We start from the raw sequence: 17,160 nt of genomic DNA on the forward strand, positions 1-17,160 counted from the left end.
AAATGGTAAAAATAGGAATTTTAGTACTTTCAGACAGGGCAAGCAGTGGAATTTATGAAGATAAATCCGGAGTAGAGATAGAAAAAATTTTAGATTCTTATATAAAAAATGAAAAAAGCTTTTATTATGAGCTAATTCCTGATGAGTATGATTTAATCATAGAAAAATTAGCTTATTTAGCAGATGATGTAAAATGTGATTTGATTTTTACTACAGGGGGTACGGGGCCTGCTTTGCGTGATGTTACACCAGAAGCAACGCAAGCAGTGTGTGATAAAATGCTTCCAGGTTTTGGGGAGTTAATGCGTGCAAAAAGCTTAGAATATGTGCCAACAGCTATACTTTCAAGACAAAGTGCAGGCATAAAAGGAAAATCATTGATTGTCAACTTACCAGGTAATCCAAAAGCTATAAGAGAATGCATTGAGCCTATATTTTCTGCTATTCCTTATTGTGTGGATTTAATAGGTGGAGCTTATATTGAAAACAATGAAGAGGTAATTTCTGTATTTAGGCCAAAGAAAAAGTAAGTCTAGCTAGACTTACTTTGAGGTTTCATAGCCTTGTGATAAAAGTACGTTCATACCGCCTTTTAAATTAGTAACTTCTATGCCATTTTGATCTAGTAAAGCAGAAGCTTTAGCGCTTCTCGAACCACTTCTACAAACTATAGCGATAGGTTTATTACTTGAAATCTTTTTAATTTCCTCAACGAAATTTTTATTTACACTACCATCTTCGTTGTAAAAACTAATTTTAATGGCGTTTTTTATTGTACCAGTTTGTGCCCATTCACTAGGTTTTCTAACATCAATTACTTGATAATTTTCCAAAATATCCGCATTAATATCGATATTTTTCACTTCTGCTAAAACAAAACTAGCACAAAGTGTCAAAGATAAAAATATTTTCTTCATAATTAACTTTCCTTTTTTGTAGCTTCATAGCCTTGCGATAAAAGTGCTACCATGCCACCGTCTAGATTGGTGCATTCTATACCTAGAGCATCTTCTATCATCATAGCAGTATGTTTGCTTCTTGAGCCTGTAGCACACACAAAGGCTATGTTTTTATTTTGATAATCTACTTTTTCTTTAAACTCTTGGATGAAATTTTCATTCATAAAGCCATTATCATCGCAAAGTGCGATGAGTATAGCTTCTTTTATAACTCCGCTTTTCCATTCACTCGGAGTTCTTACATCTATAATACAAAATTCGTGCAAAATATCTTTAGAAATAGCTATATTTTTCATTTTTCTAAAGCCTTGGAAACGATTTTGCTTAAGGCATTGTTAAATTCGCTAGGGTTATCTATACCCATGCCTTCACTAAGTTTAGCCATATTTAAAAGAATATGCGCCATTTCATTAGTTAAGGTATCATTTTCTTTTAAGGCTTTTAAAATTTCATGATTAGGATTGATTTCAAGTATAGGTTTAACTTGTTGTTCTTGCCCCATTTGTTTAAGAATTTGTTGCATAGCAAAATCAGGTTTATTTTGATCATAAACAATACAGCTTGGACTATTTGAAAGTCTTTGGCTAAGTTTTACCTCTTCAACTTCATCTTTTAAAACTTCTTTTATTTTGATGAGCAAGCTTGCAAATTCAGCCTTTTGTTTTTCGCTAGTTTCTTCACTAGCTAGATGATTGATAGCGCTAAATTTTAAACCTTCAAATTCATTCATCATAGGCATAACTATGGTATCAATTTCCTCATCAAGCAATAAAACATTGATATTTTTTTGTTTATAGCTTTCAAGTAATGGAGAATTTTTTAAAAGTTTTTCATTTTTTCCGCTAATATAAAAAATTTCATTTTGACCTTCAGCTAGGTTTTGTTTATACTCATCAAGATCAATTAATTCTTCTTTATTTGAGTTTTTAAAGTATAAAAGCTTAGCTATAGCGTCTTTGTTTTCGCCAAAACCATATAAACCCTCTTTTAAAACTTTTCCAAAATTCTCATGGAATTTAAGATAGTTTTCTTTATCTTTTTCTTTGAATTTTTTAAGTTCTGCTAGGATTTTTTTAACACTTGCTTCTTGAACGCTTTTTAAAATTTTATTTTCCTGTAAGATCTCACGACTTACATTAAGCGGTAAATCTTCTACATCAATAATCCCGCGTACAAATCTTAAATAAGTTGGTAATAATTCTTTATCATCATCGCTGATAAAAACTCTTTTTACATAAAGTTTTAAACCACTTTTATAATCTACTCTATATAAATCAAATGGAGCTTGTGCGGGTATAAAGAATAAAGAATTATATTCTATAGAACCTTCAGCTTTTGTGTGGATATAAAGCATAGGTTTGTTTGAGTCATGGAAGTTTTGTTCATAAAATCTTTCATAATCTTCAGCTTTTAAGCTTGCTTTATTTTGTCTCCATAAAGCACTTGCTGTGTTAATTTGAGTGTTTTTTAATTCTTTTTTAGGTTCTTTTTCGCCTTCTTCTAATGGCAAATATTCTTCTTTTTCCATAAAAATAGGAAATTGTATGTGGTTTGAGTATTTTTCTACTATACTTTCAATACGGTATGAGTTTAAAAATTCTTCATCTTTTAAATGTAAGGTTATGCAAGTACCTTGCTCACCTTTATTTGCATCTTCTATTTCATAACCACTAGCATCAGAAGTCCAAAGATAAGCTTTATCATCTAATGCCTTTTTGCTTAAAACCTCTATTTTAGAAGCCACCATAAAAGCAGAGTAAAAACCTACACCAAATTGTCCTATAAGTTGTGAGTCTTTTTTGGTATCACCACTTAAGTTTTCTAAAAAGCTTTTTGTACCACTTTTAGCAATGGTTCCAAGGTGATTAATTAAATCTTCTTTATTCATACCTATACCATTATCACTTATGGTTAGGGTTTTTGCTTCTTGATTGAAGTTTATTTGAATTTTTGGTTCAAATTTTAAATTTTTATAAGCATCATCACTCACGCTTAAATAACTAAGTTTATCAAGTGCGTCGCTTGCATTAGAAATAAGCTCTCTTAAAAAAATTTCTTTGTTTGAATACAAAGAATGAATCATAAGTTGTAAAAGTTGATTAACTTCAGTTTGAAATTGCATTTATATCTCCTTTATTTAAAAATTAAAAAACCAATCCATACTGCCAAAAGACAAAGGATAACATTTAAAATAATATTTAGAAAAAAGTGAAAATAATCACCACTTTGCAAAAATAGCAAATTTTCATAAGAAAAAGTTGAAAAAGTCGTAAAAGCACTTAAAAAACCTGTGCTAATTAAACTTTTAGTAAAAATATGCACACCTTTAGAGTTTGCATAAGAAAAAAACAAGCCCATTAAAAAAGATCCTATGATATTAACAAGTAAAGTACCATAGGGAAAATCATGTGGAATGATTTTATTAAAAAAGCTACTAGTAAGCATTCTAGATACAGCCCCTAAAAAGCCACCAAAACCTACAGCCAAAACCGTACTAATCAAGCTTTTGACCTTTCATTATCTAAGATTGTTTGCATTTTTTCTCTAGTTTGCTCAAGCCAATCATCTTTACTTATATCAACAAGATCAAGAAATACTACTTTTAAAACGCCACTATTTGCACTAAAGTTTTGTGTGTCTAAAATTTTAGCTGAATCAACAATTACAACAGGTTGGACTTTTAGATTAAGTTTTTCACTTAAAATTTTAGCTCCAACTTTAAATTTTAAAAGTTTTTGTGTTTTAGATCTTGTACCTTCTGGAAAAATAGCCAAAATTCTATCTTCTTTTAGTCTTTCTTTGGCTTCTTTTAAAAGTTTTACTAGACCTTTTGGGCTTCTATCTATACAAATAATTTTAGGTTTTTTAATCAAAGTTTTAAAAACGGGGAGTTCACCAAGTTCTTTTTTTGCTATCCAAGATATATTTTTTGGACATAAATCTTCCAAAACAACTATATCTAACAAGCTTTGATGATTGATTAAAAGTAAATTAGCTTGAGGGTGTATAGAACCTTGAGTTTGGATTTTATAATTTATTACATATTTTTGCAATTTTGACCATGCTTTTCTGATTTTCCAAATTTTTTCTTGTGATTGCAATAATAAAAAGGCAATGCATAAAAATATAATAGATAAAATAAATTCAATCCAAAATACTAAAGCTTTAAATCTTTGATAAATCTTCACTTTTTACCCAGCCTATTTTTCCATTATTAAATAAAATTTTTTTATATTCATCTCTTGAATCTAACACTTCTACTTCTTGGTTATATTTTCCAGAATAAAAATGAGTTGAGTTAAGAGTTGGTAAAATTTGCACTTTACTTTCAGCTTTTAATATGGCTTTGTATATGTTATTTTGGGCTAAAAAACTTGCTATTAGAGCCAAAATTGCCAAGCCTAAAGCTACATAGCTTTTCTTAAATACAAACCATAAAGCAAAAATACCACACAAGCTCCACAAAAATACTTGTTTGTAAAAATTAAAGTCATTGGTTTTTGGATTTAAATCACTTTGTGTGCTAATGCTATCTTCTTTAAGTTCTATTTTTAAAGAAAAATCTTTTAATTCTTTAGAATTTAAATTAAAATAAGAAAAATCAAAGCGTGTTTTGCTTTTATCTAAAATAGCATAATAAAACCCGCTTTGTTTTTCAAAATCGCCTTTAATAGCCTCTACACCTTGTTTTTGAATATCTTTTATATTAAAACTTGCTAGGTTTGTGTTTTCTCCTGCAAGTTCTATAAATAAAATCATATTATCATTATCAAAATGGCTTGCTTTTACTTGTTTTACTTCTAAATTACTTGCAACTATGTGTGAGTATTTGTTAGAAGGAGCGTCGATTTTTTTAAGTCTAATAGGTTTTATAATTAGTGATGAGCTTTGAAAAATATGATCATTTCTGCTTAAAGAAACGATGATTTTATTTAAATTAGCATTTAAACTTTTTGCTTCAAACCATAATTTTGTATGATATGAATTAGCCTTTTGTTTCCAAATAGGATTAGGATTAATCCAAAGCATATCGTCATTTTTTTCAAAACTCACATTTAAATCAAAACTTACATTAGTTGTGGTGATAACTTCAAGATCTATAGCAAAAGCTTCATCTATATAAGCTTCATCAGTGTATTCTTTTGCGTTTAATACTAAAGAACCTTGAGGAATAAAATTTTCATCATTGATTTTGCTTTCATAATTACTCTCATCACTTGGAGCGATAGTTTGATAAATTTGCTTAGCTTGATCGTCTAATTGATTGTAGTTTTTTTCTAAGGTGTTATAATCTTCAAAAACGCTATTTTCTTGAGCATATAAATTAAACGCTAGTAAAAAAACACAAAAAACTTTGAAGGTTTTTAGCAATTTAAAAATCCTTCAAACATTTTAAGTCCTACTTTTGAGCCAAGTATATCATCACACATTCTTTCAGGGTGTGGCATAAGTCCAAAGACTTTTTTATTCTCATCACAAATTCCAGCTATATCGTTTAAAGATCCATTTGGATTATTGATATATCTTAATAAAATCATATCTTTATCTTCTAGCATTTTAATACCATCTTCGCTATTAAAATAATTTCCTTCTCCGTGAGCAATAGGTAATTCTATAATGTCATTTTTTTGGAAATTTTTCAAAAAAGCATTATTGTTTGATACTACTTGTAATGCTTGTATTTTAGAAATAAAACTTAATCTATTGTTGTGTTTCATAGCTCCCTTTAGAAGACTAAGCTCTAATAAAATTTGAAAACCATTACAAATACCTAGAACATATCCACCTTTTTGTACATGTTCTTTAAGTGTTTTCATAGCAGGAGCAAGTTTTGCAATGGCTGCACATCTTAAATAATCTCCATAAGAAAATCCACCTGGTAAAACAATTAAATCTGCGCTAAAATCTTGTCTTTCATGCCAAATGATTTCAGTTTTTACACCTAGTTTTTCAAAAGCATAAGCTGTATCAAACTCGCAATTAGTTCCGGGAAAACGAATAATAGCTACTTTCATAATATTATCTCATAATCTTCTATCACAGTATTTGCAAGCAATTCTTTACACATTAAATCAACATGTTTTAAAGCTTCTTCTTTATTATCACAAGCTATATCAAAACTAATTTGTTTTGAGGTTTTAACATTTGATATGTTATTAAAATCTAAAGAATGCAAAGCCTTTTCTATGGCTTTGCCTTGAGGATCTAAAACCCCATTTTTTAGTGTGATATTTACAATTACTTTCATTATTTTTCCTAACTTAAAATTCTTTTTAATACTTCTTCATAGGCCATTTTTACATTACCTAGGTCTTGTCTGAAGCGGTCTTTGTCTAATTTTTCATTAGTTTTGCTATCCCAAAATCTACAACTATCAGGGCTAATTTCATCAGCTAGTATCATATTTCCTTCACTATCAATACCAAATTCTAATTTAAAATCAATCAATCTTAAACCTTTAGATTCAAAGAATTTAACCAAGATAGAATTGATTTGTCTTGCAATGTTTTTTATTAATTCTAAATCTTTTTCACTTTTTACTAAATTTAAAATCAAACAATGCTCATCATTGATAATAGGATCGCCTAAATCATCATTTTTATAACAAAACTCAACTACAGCAAAAGGTAAAATTGTACCTTCTTTAATGCCTAATCTTTTTGTTAAAGATCCTGTAGCTACATTTCTAGTAATAACTTCAATAGGTATAATATTGCATTTTTTAACAATTTGTTCTTTATCACTGATAGTTTCTACTAGATGTGTTTTAATACCTTCTTTTTCTAAAAGATGAAAAATTTCAGTACTAATTTTACAATTTAATGCACCTTTTCCTGCTTCATTACCTTTTTTTTCTGCATTAAAAGCAGTTAAGTCGTCTTTAAATTCCGTGATGAGTAAATTCTCATCATCAGTCTTAAACATTTTTTTACCTTTTCCCTCGTATAAAAGATCTAATTTTGTTGCCATTTTACTCTCCTTTTGTGATGTTTAAAATTTTGATTGCATCTATTGCAGTTTTTAACTGTATATCATTATCAATTTGTTCTTTGGTGATGATATTTTTATTTTCTTTATTATCTTTTTTCTTTTCTTGATGTCCGATTTTATCAAGTTCAGCTTGTAGGTGTTTTTTTAGATCACTTTCTTTGATTTCAAAGCCATGATTTTCTTCTTTACTTACTTTTCCTGGGAATACTTCTATATCAGGACTAACCCCGACAGCTTGTATGGTTCTACCACTTGGTAGATAATATTTTGCTATAGTAAGTCTTAAGCCTTCTTTGCCTTTTTCATCCATAGGTAATATAAGCTGTACACTACCTTTTCCAAAGGTTTTTTCACCTATGATAATAGCACGTTTGAAATCTTGTAAAGCTCCGCTTACAATCTCACTCGCACTCGCACTACCACCATTTACAAGCACTACCAAAGGTGCGTTGGTGATTTTTTTACTAGGATTTGCTTTAAATTCTACATTCTCACTTTCTATTTTTCCTTTTTGTGAGACAATGACTCCTTTATCTACAAAAAGATTTACCAAGCCTACGGCTTGATTTAAAATACCACCTGGGTTGGTTCTAAGATCTAGTATAATTCCTTTAATATTAGAATGTTTTTTGATAGCTTTACTAGCTTCATCTACGACATTTTTATCAAAATTAGTCACTCTTAAATAAAGTAAGTTTTCATTTTCGATTAATTTTGTATAAACGCTATCTACTTTTATAATATCTCTTTTTAAATTGACATCAAATGGTTTTGCATCGCCTTTTCTATAGATAGTTAGAGTAACCTTTGTCTTAGGTTCTCCGCGCATTTTAGAAACAGCTTCATTTAAAGTCATACCTAAGGTTGATTCGTTATTAATTCTTAAGATAATATCATCAGTTTTAATGCCTGCTTTATCTGCTGGACTTCCTTCTATAGGAGCTACAACGCTAATTGCTCCATCTTTTTGCGTAATAGTAAAGCCAAGTCCACCAAATTCTCCATTAGTTTGCTCTTTAAGTTCTTTATAACCTTTTTCATCTAAGAAAGAAGAATGAGCATCTAAATTTGTTAGTAAGCCTGCTATGGATTTATCAACTAAATCTGTATAATTAACATCATCAACATAGTATTGTTCTATGATGGACATGGTTCTTGTGAGTTTAGATAAAGCTTCTATTTTCTTTTCTGCTTCACTAGGAGTGGGGTTTTTAGCTTGTAAATTAGTAAAAATAAAAGAAGCAGTTATTAAACTGCAAATGCTAGCTGCGATAATAAGATTTCTTTTTGTCTTCAAAGGAAAAACTCCAAAATAAATATGAATTCATGAAATAATTATCTAATTTTAGTTATTTTTGCTTAAAAAATCGTAAATAAAGTAAATATTTTTATTATATTAGTGTGTTTATATAAAAAATTATTTATAAATATAACTAAATAAACTTGACAATAATAGACTAAAGTTATATAATACATCTCATATAAAAGTAAAAAAGGAGTAAAAATGGCAAATATACAAGATTTTTTAACAGATTCTATGCTTTCAAATATAGAAAGTGCAATTTCTTTGGCCATTCATTCTAAGAATAGTGAAATAAAACCTTTGCATTTATTATGGGCTTTAAGTGTTGATAGTTCAAGTTTGCTAAATCAAGTTTTTAATAAATTAAATGTTTCTAAAGAGGCATTTGAGCTAGAAGTAAAAAGTAAAATTTCATCTTTTCCTACTAGCTCAAATGTAAATAAAGATAATATTAAATTTTCAAATGAATTTATTAATTCTTTAGAAAAAGCAAAAGGCTTGGCTTTAGAAAACAAAGATAGTTATTTGGCTGTGGATATGTGGCTTGTCTCAGAAAGTACGAGTGGGGTTATTAAAGAACTTTTATCTAAATTTGTAGATTTAAATGAATTTAAAAAAGAATTAGAATTTATTAGAGCTGGAGCTAAAATAGAAACCAAAACAAGCGATGAAACACTTGATTCTTTGTCTAAATTTGGTATTGATTTGACTATGAAAGCTAAAAACAATGAACTTGATCCTGTCATAGGCAGGGAAGAAGAAATTCAAAGATTAATGCAAATTTTAATCAGAAAAACTAAAAATAATCCTATTTTATTAGGTGAGCCAGGGGTAGGAAAAACTGCTGTAGTAGAAGCTTTAGCACAAAGGATAGTTAAAAAAGATGTTCCTACTTCATTGCAAAATAAAAAAGTCATAGCCTTGGATATGAGTGCTTTAATAGCAGGAGCAAAATACAGAGGTGAATTTGAAGATAGGTTAAAAGCTGTTGTAAATGAAGTAATAAAACACAAAAATATAATTTTATTTATAGATGAAATTCACACCATTGTAGGTGCGGGTGCAAATGAAGGAAGTATGGATGCAGCAAATATTTTAAAACCTGCTTTAGCAAGAGGTGAGCTTCATACTATAGGCGCTACAACCTTAAAAGAATATAGAAAATATTTTGAAAAAGACGCTGCTTTACAAAGAAGATTTCAACCTGTAAATGTAGCTGAACCTAGCGTGAATGAAGCTTTAGCAATGTTAAGAGGTATAAAAGAAAAATTAGAAATTCATCATAATGTAACTATTAATGATAGTGCATTGGTAGCAGCTGTAAAACTATCTAAGCGTTATATAGCTAATAGATTTTTACCTGATAAGGCGATTGATTTAATTGATGAGGCTGCAGCAGAATTAAAAATGCAAATAGAAAGTGAGCCAAATTCTTTAAGAAAGGTTAGAAAACAAATTGAAAGCTTAGAAGTAGAAAATGAAGCTTTAAAAATGGAAGAAAATGAAACTAATGAAAAAAGATTAGAAGAGATTAAAAAAGAATTAGCAAATTTAAAAGAAGAGCAAATTAAACTTAATGCTAAATTTGAAAATGAAAAAGCAGTATTTAATGGTATAAGTGCAAAGAAAAAAGAAATCGATACTTTAAAAAATGAAGCTATTTTAGCTAAAAATAAAGGAGATTTTCAAAAAGCTGCTGAAATAGAATATGGAAAAATTTTAGAGTGCGAAAAAGAGGTATTAAATTTAGAAGAAAAATGGAAACAAATGACCCAAGAAGGAGTTTTGCTTAAAAACCAAGTAGATGAGGATTTAGTAGCTGGTATTTTAAGTAAATGGACAGGTATTAGCGTGCAAAAAATGCTTACTTCTGAAAAGCAAAAATATTTACACATTCAAGAGTATTTACAAGAAAGCGTCGTAGGACAAGATGAGGCTTTGAGTGCTTTGGCTAAAGCTATTAAGCGTAATAAAGCAGGGCTAAATCAAGCAACTAAGCCTATAGGAAGCTTTTTGTTTTTAGGGCCAACTGGAGTAGGTAAAACAGAAAGTGCGAAGGCTTTGGCTAAATTTTTATTTGATGATGAAAAAGCTATGGTGCGTTTTGATATGAGTGAATTTATGGAAAAACACAGCATATCAAGACTTTTAGGTGCACCTCCAGGATATATAGGGCATGAAGAAGGAGGGGAACTAACTGAAGCTGTTAGAAGAAAGCCTTATAGTGTGATTTTATTTGATGAAGTAGAAAAAGCTCATAAAGATGTATTTAATATACTTTTGGGAATTTTAGATGATGGTAGAGCTACAGATAGTAAAGGTGTAACAGTTGATTTTACTAATACTATTATTATCTTAACTTCTAACATAGGTGCAAATTTTATTATGGAGTTAAAGGGCGAAGAAAGAGAAAAAGCTATCAAAGAAGCCCTTAGAAGCTTTTTTAGACCTGAGTTTTTAAATCGTTTAGATGATATTATTACTTTTAATCCTTTAGGGGAAAATGAAGCTGAAAAAATAGTTAAATTGCTTTTTAATACCTTGCAAAAAAGTCTTGAAAATAGAGGTATTAAAGCAAATTTGAGTGATAATGCTGCTAGGTTAATAGCAAAGGTTGGTTTTGATGTAGATTTTGGCGCAAGACCATTAAAAAGAGCCTTATATGACATGGTAGAAGATAAATTAAGTGATATGATATTATCCGATGAATTAAATGAAAATGATGAGATTATTATAGATTCTAAAGATGATGAGATTATCATTATTAAACAATAAGCAAGTGCAATACTTGCTTATTTTAGAGTAAAATTATCTTATTAACATTAAATTGTAAATACTTCGTATATTTGTTTAAAAAAAATATTATTTTTTTATCTATTCTTAACAATAAATGTTTTAAAATCTTTAATGATATTTCTATATTTAAGGAACAACAAATGAGTGATTTAGATATTTTTAATCGCCGTTTAGACGCATTAGAAAAACTTCCTCTTTTGAAAAATGAGATTTCTATCTCTAAAGCCTTAGAACAATCAGGTTTTTCAAGAAGAGATTTTATGAAATGGGCTAGTGCAATGACTGCATTTTTAGCACTACCTGCTAGCTTTACTCCAGTAGTTGCAAGAGCTGCTGAGCTTAGTGATAGACTTCCAGTGATTTGGCTTCATATGGCTGAATGTACAGGATGTTCTGAGAGTTTATTAAGAAGTGATGCTCCTACTATTGATAGTTTAATTTTTGATCATATTTCTTTAGAATATCATGAAACTATAATGGGTGCAGCAGGTTGGCAGGCTGAGCATAATCTTGAAGCTGCTATGGAAAAATATAAAAGTAGATATATTTTAATGGTAGAAGGTGGTATACCAACAGGTGCTACAGAAAACTTTTTAACCATAGGACCACACGGCAAAACAGGTAAGCAAATAGCAGTTCAAGCTTGTGATAATGCTTTGGCTATTTTTGCTATAGGCACCTGTTCAGCTTTTGGTGGTATTCAAGCTGCTAGACCTAATCCAAGTAATGCTGTGAGTTTAAGTAAAGTTACAAATAAAACAGTTATTAACGTTCCAGGTTGCCCTCCAAGCGAGAAAAACATTATAGGTAATGTGATTCATTATATATTGTATCAAACATTGCCAGCGCTTGATGCTTATAATAGACCAAAATGGGCTTATGGATTAAGAATTCATGATCTTTGTGAAAGAAGAGGACGCTTTGATGCGGGTGAGTTTGTGCAACAATTTGGCGATGAAGGAGCAAAAAAAGGATATTGTCTTTATAAGGTAGGCTGTAAAGGACCTTATACTTTTAATAATTGCTCAAGAGAAAGATTTAATCAGCATATTTCATGGCCGGTACAAGCTGGGCATGGTTGTATAGGTTGTTCTGAACCAGATTTTTGGGATACTATGGGGCCTTTTGAAGAAGTGATGGCAGGAAGATTATTTGATACTGTTTATGGTTTGGGTGCTGATAGTATTTCAGATAAAATTGGTATAGGTGTGCTTTGTGTAACAGGTGTTGCTGTTGCTGCGCATGCTGTGATTGCTTCATTAGAAAAGAATAAGGATTAAGAATGTCAAAAAGAATTATTATAGATCCACTTACTAGAATAGAAGGACACTTAAGAGTTGAAGTGGTGGTTGATGAAAATAATGTCATTAAAGAGGCATATTCAGGATCAACTCTATGGAGAGGTTTGGAAACTATTGTAAAAGGTCGTGATCCAAGAGATGCAGGATTTTTAACTCAAAGAATTTGTGGTGTTTGTACTTTTTCACACTATAGAGCAGGGATTATCGCGGTAGAAAATGCTTTAGGTATTACCCCGCCATTAAATGCTGTTTTAACTAGAACTTTAATGAATACAGCTTTATATATGCATGATCATGTGGTGCATTTTTATCAACTTCATGGGCTTGATTTTGTTGATGTTGTAAGTGCTTTAAGTGCTGATGTAAAAAAAGCAAGTGATGAGGCATTTAAATACACCGATATGCCTTATGCAACAGGTGCAGATAAACTTTTAGAAGTACAGCAAAGACTAAAAACCTTTGTAGATAAAGGAAATCTTGGACCATTTGCAAATGCTTATTATGGACATGCGACTTATCGCTTTACTCCTGAGCAAAACCTTATTGCGCTTTCACATTATTTAGAATGTTTAAGAATTCAAAGAATAATAGCTCAAGCTATGGCGATTTTTGGTGCTAAAAATCCTCATCCACAAAGCTTAACAGTAGGTGGTGTGACTTGTGTTATGGATCTTTTAAACCCATCAAGAATGGCTGAATATATGACTAAATTCCAAGAAGTAGCTGATTTTATTAATCGTGCTTATTATCCAGATATCATAATGGCTGCAAAAGCTTATTCTAAAGAAGCAAGTGTGTTAAATGATGTAGGAGTAAATAATTTCTACACTGAAAAAGAATTCCAAGTTTCTAGCGATGAGTGGCTGTTTGAAGGTGGTATTATTAGAAATGGTGATTTGAGTAAGGTTGAAGAAGTAGATGAAGCTAAAATCACTGAAGAAGCTACAAGATCATGGTATGCAGACAATGAAGCTTTACATCCTTATGATGGCAAAACTAATCCAAACTATACAGGCTTAATTGATGGTGAAAGCATTGATGATAAAGGCAATATGGTTCATAGTAAGGTATTTGATACCAAAGGTAAATACAGCTGGATTAAAGCTCCAAGATATGAAAATTTACCTATGCAAGTTGGACCATTAGCAAATATTTTAGTAAATTATGCTAAGGGTAATAAAATCGTAGTAGAAGCGGTTGATTCATTCTTAAAAACCACAAATTTACCAGTTAAAGCACTTATGAGTACTTTAGGAAGAACAGGTGCTAGAGCGATTGAAGCTAAAATCATTGCTGATCATGGTTTAAAAGCATTTTATTCTTTAGTTGAAAATTTAAAAACAGATGAAAGCACTTGTGCTACTTATGTAATCGATAAAAATAAAGAATACAAAGGTAGATTTATGGGAAGTGCGCCTCGTGGTGCGTTGAGTCATTGGTGTAGAATTAAAAATGGTGTAATTGAAAATTGGCAAGCAGTAGTACCTTCTACTTGGAATGCAAGTCCAAAAGATGCGAATGGAGTAGGCGGTAGCTATGAGCAATGTCTTATCGGTATGAAACTAGCTGATGTTAAACAACCTTTAGAAGTAATAAGAGCCATTCACTCTTATGATCCTTGTATAGCATGTGCTGTGCATGTAATGGATACTAAAGGCAATAATCTTAGCGAGTATAAAGTTAATGTAAATTTATAAGGAAAGGACTTTAGTATGGATTCTAAACATTCCTTAAAATCAAACAGAAAGGCTGAATACGAATTTAGTATTAGCCTTCGTTTTACACATTGGTTAAGAGCAGTTGCGATCGTGATTTTAGTAGGGACTGGATATTATATTTCTTATGTATTTCAATCTCCATCTATTTCATCTGAACCAACTTTATTTATGCAGGCAAAATACCGCATGGTACACCAAATTTTTGGATTTATCTTAATAGCTTGTGTGATTTTTAAAACATATTTGTTCTTTTTTGATTCAAAAAGTGATGGTGAGAGAAAAAGCATAAAAGATATTTTTAATGTAAAATTATGGATAGAGCAGATTAAATTTTATATTTTCTTAGGAAAGCACCCGCATTTACAAGGTGTGTATAATCCTTTGCAATTTGCAACTTATTTTTTCTTTTATCTTGTTATGTTTGGGCTTATTTTAACGGGATTAATCCTTTATATGCATGTATTTCATGAAGGCTTAGGTGGATTTTTATATAATATCTTAAGACCTATTGAGGTAATGCTAGGTGGATTGGCCGATGTTAGAACTTACCATAGAATTTTAATGTGGGTTGTGTTGATTTTTGTTCCAGTGCATATTTATATGGCTGTGTTTAACTCAGTTAAAGGTAAAGATGGTGCTTTAGATGCTATCTTTAGTGGTTATAAATTTGTAAGAGAAAATCATTGAAGCTTCTAATCTTAGGTATTGGTAATATTATGTTTGCAGATGAGGGCTTAGGTGTTCATCTTTGCAAACTTTTAGAAAAAAATTATAAGTTTTATCATGAAAAAGACTCAGTGAGCTTTGTGGATGGTGGAACTTTGGCTTTGCAACTTAGTTATATTATAGCTGAATATGATGAAATGGTTGTGATTGATTGTATTGCAGCAGATGATGCTAAAATCGGAGATGTTTTTTTCTTTCCTTATGATGCAATGCCAAAAAAAGTTAACTGGAGTGGTAGTGCGCATGAGGTTGAGATGCTTCAAACCTTACAATATATGGAGCTTATGGGAGATTTGCCTAAAACTCAAATTTTAGCCTGTGTGCCAAAACGCATAGAACCATTGAGTTTTAAACTTTCAAAAGAAGTCTTAAATGCTTTAGAAAAAATGGAGAAAATTTTACTTGATTTTTTAGAGAAAAAAGGCTTTACTTATGAGAGAGTTGCTAATTATAATATACAAGAGCTTGCTCTAAATTCTTACAAAAGCTAAGCAAAAAGCTTAGCTTAATTTTTAATCATCAAATTTTTGTCCTAAGAAATTTCCATTTACATCAGTATAAATTTCCATCATATTATTTAGTTTAAATTTATAACCTTGAATTTCTTTTTCAACTTTAATTATACTTGCATTTGGGTGCATTTTCTTAATCGTTGCTAAAACATTTGGGCTTAAAAAAGAAGTATCAATCGGTCTGTATTTTGCATCAATTTCTTTCCAATCTCCATTGATGAAAAACTCAAGTTCAGTTCCATTGTCTAAATAAACATCAAAGCTATCAATATCTTGTTTAACTAAAGCTATGTTTGATCCTGTAAAGTGTTTTTGTATAAAATTTTTAGAATTTGCTGGTAAAGCATTTACACCTACAACCATATCTCTTGCAAAAACACAACTTGCTAGAGCTAATGCCATTAAAGCTATTTTTAATTTCATTTTTTATCCTTTGAATTGAATTATTTGTGAAATCATATAAATATTGAGTGAATTTTGTGTGAACTTTGTTTTTTTTAAAATAAATAGCAAGTATTTAATTGTATAATGATAAAAAAGTTTTAAAAGGATAAATAATGTATAGGTTTGCACCATCGCCTACTGGAGATATGCATATTGGAAATTTAAGAGCAGCTTTGTTTAATTATATTAAAGCAAGACAAGAAAATACAGATTTTATTTTGCGTATTGAAGATACGGATAATGCTAGAAATATTGCTGGAAAAGAAGAAGAAATAAAAGCTATTTTGAAAGAATTTGGTATAATTTGGCAGCATTATTATGTACAAAGTGAGAATTTGAAATTTCATCGTCAAATGGCTTTAAAGCTAGTAAGTGAAAAAAAAGCTTTTGCTTGTTTTTGTACTGAGGATGAGTTAGCTCATAAAAAAGAATTAGCTAAAAGTAAAAATCAAGCATATAGATATGATGGCACTTGTGAAAAATTAGCAGATATTGATGTGTTAAATTGTGAGAAACCTTTTGTAATCCGTCTTAAAAAACCTCAATCTCAAATGCAATTTACTGATTATATTAAAGGCGAGATTAGTTTTAATCCTGAAGATATTGATAGTTTTGTGATTATGAGAGCAGATAAAACCCCAACTTATAATTTTGCTTGTGCGGTTGATGATATGCTAGAAGGTGTTACTTGTATTATAAGGGGAGAAGATCATGTTTCAAATACTCCTAAGCAAGAACATATTAGAGCTAGTTTAGGTTATGGTAAAAGCATGACTTATGCACATTTACCTATCATTTTAAATGAAGAAGGTGTTAAAATGAGCAAAAGAGAGGCTCATTCTAGTGTAAAATGGATGCTTGATAATGGATATTTAGCAAGTGCTATTGCAAATTATTTAATCCTTTTAGGTAATAAAATTCCAAAAGAGATTTTTACTTTAGAAGAAGCTATAGAATGGTTTGATTTGAAAAAAGTTTCAAAATCTCCCGCGAGGTTTGATACTAAGCGTTTAATGCAAATTAACCGTGAGCATATAAAAATGCTTGATAATGATAAACTAAATTTTTTGTTAAATTTAGGCAAAGATGTAGCGGAGCTTGCAAAATTTTATACTCAAGAAGCTAGTACGCTAAATGAGATAAGAGAAAAAATACAGGCCATTTTTGCAGTTAAAAATTATAATGAATTTGAAAATGAATGTAAGTTGATTAAAGAAGTTTTAAAAGATTTGGATTTACCTCAAGAATATGATGAGTTTAAAAAGATTTTGATGGAAAAAACAAATTTAAAAGGTAAAAATTTCTTTATGCCTTTGCGTTTAGTATTAACAGGGGTTGCTCATGGACCTGAAATGGGTGAAATTTATACTTTAATCAAGCCTTTTATTAAAGAAATTATAAAGGAGTAAA

Annotated in this window: 18 protein-coding genes; 7 read left to right on the forward strand and 11 right to left on the reverse strand. The window is 30.1% G+C overall.

Annotated elements, in window-relative coordinates:
* Positions 1-2: 2 nt before the first annotated feature.
* Positions 3-530, forward strand: coding sequence for a molybdopterin adenylyltransferase (gene mog / locus CAMP18498_RS00930; protein ID WP_337196847.1), 528 nt, complete (start codon positions 3-5; stop codon positions 528-530).
* Between the two features lie 12 nt (positions 531-542).
* Here mog and CAMP18498_RS00935 read toward each other — a convergent pair whose 3' ends face one another.
* From CAMP18498_RS00935 to CAMP18498_RS00980, 10 genes are read right to left on the reverse strand one after another with little or no spacing between them, the layout of a single operon-like run.
* Positions 543-917: a rhodanese-like domain-containing protein gene (locus CAMP18498_RS00935; RefSeq protein WP_337196849.1), complete on the reverse strand. Its 375-nt coding sequence runs from the start codon at positions 915-917 to the stop codon at positions 543-545.
* A gap of 2 nt (positions 918-919) precedes the next feature.
* Positions 920-1,255 carry a rhodanese-like domain-containing protein gene (locus CAMP18498_RS00940; protein ID WP_263675485.1) on the reverse strand — a complete coding sequence of 112 codons (336 nt, stop codon included), beginning with the start codon at positions 1,253-1,255 and terminating at the stop codon, positions 920-922.
* Positions 1,252-3,081: a molecular chaperone HtpG gene (htpG, locus tag CAMP18498_RS00945; protein WP_337196852.1), complete on the reverse strand. Its 1,830-nt coding sequence runs from the start codon at positions 3,079-3,081 to the stop codon at positions 1,252-1,254. Before htpG ends, CAMP18498_RS00940 begins: the two co-directional genes overlap by 4 nt.
* An 11-nt stretch (positions 3,082-3,092) precedes the next feature.
* Positions 3,093-3,461: a fluoride efflux transporter CrcB gene (gene crcB, locus CAMP18498_RS00950; RefSeq protein WP_337196854.1), complete on the reverse strand. Its 369-nt coding sequence runs from the start codon at positions 3,459-3,461 to the stop codon at positions 3,093-3,095.
* Positions 3,458-4,147 carry a lysophospholipid acyltransferase family protein gene (locus tag CAMP18498_RS00955; RefSeq protein WP_337196856.1) on the reverse strand — a complete coding sequence of 230 codons (690 nt, stop codon included), beginning with the start codon at positions 4,145-4,147 and terminating at the stop codon, positions 3,458-3,460. The genes crcB and CAMP18498_RS00955 overlap by 4 nt, the downstream gene beginning before the upstream one ends.
* Complete coding sequence (locus CAMP18498_RS00960; RefSeq protein ID WP_337196857.1) at positions 4,125-5,330, reverse strand: hypothetical protein; 1,206 nt, start codon at positions 5,328-5,330, stop codon at positions 4,125-4,127. Before CAMP18498_RS00960 ends, CAMP18498_RS00955 begins: the two co-directional genes overlap by 23 nt.
* Entirely contained in the window at positions 5,324-5,974 is a 651-nt protein-coding gene (purQ, locus tag CAMP18498_RS00965) for a phosphoribosylformylglycinamidine synthase subunit PurQ (RefSeq protein ID WP_337196858.1), read from the reverse strand. Before purQ ends, CAMP18498_RS00960 begins: the two co-directional genes overlap by 7 nt.
* Positions 5,971-6,207, reverse strand: a complete 237-nt coding sequence (gene purS, locus CAMP18498_RS00970) for a phosphoribosylformylglycinamidine synthase subunit PurS (RefSeq protein ID WP_337196859.1) — start codon at positions 6,205-6,207, stop codon at positions 5,971-5,973. Before purS ends, purQ begins: the two co-directional genes overlap by 4 nt.
* A gap of 8 nt (positions 6,208-6,215) precedes the next feature.
* A complete protein-coding gene (purC, locus tag CAMP18498_RS00975; protein WP_337196861.1) occupies positions 6,216-6,929 on the reverse strand; it encodes a phosphoribosylaminoimidazolesuccinocarboxamide synthase in 714 nt (237 codons plus the stop codon).
* A gap of 1 nt (position 6,930) precedes the next feature.
* A complete protein-coding gene (locus CAMP18498_RS00980) occupies positions 6,931-8,247 on the reverse strand; it encodes a S41 family peptidase (RefSeq protein ID WP_337196863.1) in 1,317 nt (438 codons plus the stop codon).
* Between the two features lie 207 nt (positions 8,248-8,454).
* Between CAMP18498_RS00980 and CAMP18498_RS00985 the strand changes: the two genes are divergently transcribed.
* The 5 genes from CAMP18498_RS00985 to CAMP18498_RS01005 all read left to right on the forward strand — a co-directional run bounded on the left by CAMP18498_RS00985 (position 8,455) and on the right by CAMP18498_RS01005 (position 15,285).
* Complete coding sequence (locus tag CAMP18498_RS00985) at positions 8,455-11,028, forward strand: ATP-dependent Clp protease ATP-binding subunit (protein ID WP_337196865.1); 2,574 nt, start codon at positions 8,455-8,457, stop codon at positions 11,026-11,028.
* Between the two features lie 161 nt (positions 11,029-11,189).
* Complete coding sequence (locus CAMP18498_RS00990) at positions 11,190-12,329, forward strand: hydrogenase small subunit (protein ID WP_337196867.1); 1,140 nt, start codon at positions 11,190-11,192, stop codon at positions 12,327-12,329.
* A 2-nt stretch (positions 12,330-12,331) separates the two neighbouring features.
* Positions 12,332-14,047: a nickel-dependent hydrogenase large subunit gene (locus CAMP18498_RS00995; RefSeq protein WP_337196869.1), complete on the forward strand. Its 1,716-nt coding sequence runs from the start codon at positions 12,332-12,334 to the stop codon at positions 14,045-14,047.
* 15 nt (positions 14,048-14,062) lie between these two features.
* Complete coding sequence (gene cybH / locus CAMP18498_RS01000; protein ID WP_337196870.1) at positions 14,063-14,755, forward strand: Ni/Fe-hydrogenase, b-type cytochrome subunit; 693 nt, start codon at positions 14,063-14,065, stop codon at positions 14,753-14,755.
* Positions 14,752-15,285, forward strand: coding sequence for a HyaD/HybD family hydrogenase maturation endopeptidase (locus CAMP18498_RS01005; RefSeq protein ID WP_337196872.1), 534 nt, complete (start codon positions 14,752-14,754; stop codon positions 15,283-15,285). Before cybH ends, CAMP18498_RS01005 begins: the two co-directional genes overlap by 4 nt.
* A gap of 21 nt (positions 15,286-15,306) precedes the next feature.
* Here CAMP18498_RS01005 and CAMP18498_RS01010 read toward each other — a convergent pair whose 3' ends face one another.
* Positions 15,307-15,729, reverse strand: a complete 423-nt coding sequence (locus CAMP18498_RS01010) for a PepSY-like domain-containing protein (RefSeq protein WP_257396881.1) — start codon at positions 15,727-15,729, stop codon at positions 15,307-15,309.
* 134 nt (positions 15,730-15,863) lie between these two features.
* Here CAMP18498_RS01010 and gltX point away from each other — a divergent pair, with 134 nt between their 5' ends.
* A complete protein-coding gene (gltX, locus tag CAMP18498_RS01015; protein WP_337196874.1) occupies positions 15,864-17,159 on the forward strand; it encodes a glutamate--tRNA ligase in 1,296 nt (431 codons plus the stop codon).
* Position 17,160 lies beyond the last annotated feature (1 nt).

This window comes from Campylobacter sp. W0066.2, assembly GCF_024723515.1.
In the GTDB taxonomy this organism is placed as follows: Bacteria; Campylobacterota; Campylobacteria; order Campylobacterales; family Campylobacteraceae; genus Campylobacter_D.

Excerpts from the sequence above, each read along its gene's own strand:
- mog (WP_337196847.1), top strand. The coding sequence starts at position 3 with ATGGTAAAAATAGGAATTTTAGTACTTTCAGACAGGGCAAGCAGTGGA.
- CAMP18498_RS00935 (WP_337196849.1), bottom strand. The coding sequence starts at position 917 with ATGAAGAAAATATTTTTATCTTTGACACTTTGTGCTAGTTTTGTTTTA.
- CAMP18498_RS00940 (WP_263675485.1), bottom strand. The coding sequence starts at position 1,255 with ATGAAAAATATAGCTATTTCTAAAGATATTTTGCACGAATTTTGTATT.
- htpG (WP_337196852.1), bottom strand. The coding sequence starts at position 3,081 with ATGCAATTTCAAACTGAAGTTAATCAACTTTTACAACTTATGATTCAT.
- purQ (WP_337196858.1), bottom strand. The coding sequence starts at position 5,974 with ATGAAAGTAGCTATTATTCGTTTTCCCGGAACTAATTGCGAGTTTGAT.
- purS (WP_337196859.1), bottom strand. The coding sequence starts at position 6,207 with ATGAAAGTAATTGTAAATATCACACTAAAAAATGGGGTTTTAGATCCT.
- purC (WP_337196861.1), bottom strand. The coding sequence starts at position 6,929 with ATGGCAACAAAATTAGATCTTTTATACGAGGGAAAAGGTAAAAAAATG.
- CAMP18498_RS00985 (WP_337196865.1), top strand. The coding sequence starts at position 8,455 with ATGGCAAATATACAAGATTTTTTAACAGATTCTATGCTTTCAAATATA.
- CAMP18498_RS00990 (WP_337196867.1), top strand. The coding sequence starts at position 11,190 with ATGAGTGATTTAGATATTTTTAATCGCCGTTTAGACGCATTAGAAAAA.
- CAMP18498_RS00995 (WP_337196869.1), top strand. The coding sequence starts at position 12,332 with ATGTCAAAAAGAATTATTATAGATCCACTTACTAGAATAGAAGGACAC.
- cybH (WP_337196870.1), top strand. The coding sequence starts at position 14,063 with ATGGATTCTAAACATTCCTTAAAATCAAACAGAAAGGCTGAATACGAA.
- CAMP18498_RS01010 (WP_257396881.1), bottom strand. The coding sequence starts at position 15,729 with ATGAAATTAAAAATAGCTTTAATGGCATTAGCTCTAGCAAGTTGTGTT.
- gltX (WP_337196874.1), top strand. The coding sequence starts at position 15,864 with ATGTATAGGTTTGCACCATCGCCTACTGGAGATATGCATATTGGAAAT.